Source organism: Bartonella sp. AA86SXKL, assembly GCF_042196885.1.
The window spans coordinates 1-281 of the sequence record NZ_JBHIRE010000462.1; the positions used below are offsets into that span (position 1 = coordinate 1).

General features: G+C 44.8%; 1 protein-coding gene. It reads right to left on the reverse strand.

Annotation, left to right across the window (positions count from 1 at the left end; genetic code table 11):
* Window positions 1-281, reverse strand: a 281-nt coding sequence (locus tag ACFIO5_RS12635; protein ID WP_375705591.1) for a glycine cleavage T C-terminal barrel domain-containing protein, incomplete at both ends; no start/stop codon positions are given.

The following is a 281-nucleotide window of genomic DNA, read 5'->3' on the forward strand; positions in this document are numbered from 1 at the left end:
CTTTAAAATAACGTTGTTCAACAAAAGGGAGTGAATGAACAGACAGTGCAATCTTTTTGCCACGCAGCTCTGTAAATACTTCTGTTCCTTCCACTTTCCAAGCAACAGGAACATACCCCATCGCGACAGGACCATCAAAAGAAGGGCCAAAACCACCTGACGTTACCACCCCAATCCGATTGCCTTCATTATCGAAAAGCACAGCACCAGCACGAATAGGTTGGCGTGTTTGTGGTTTTAAACCAACACGACAAAGAGAGAGACCTCTCTGAAGAGATTCA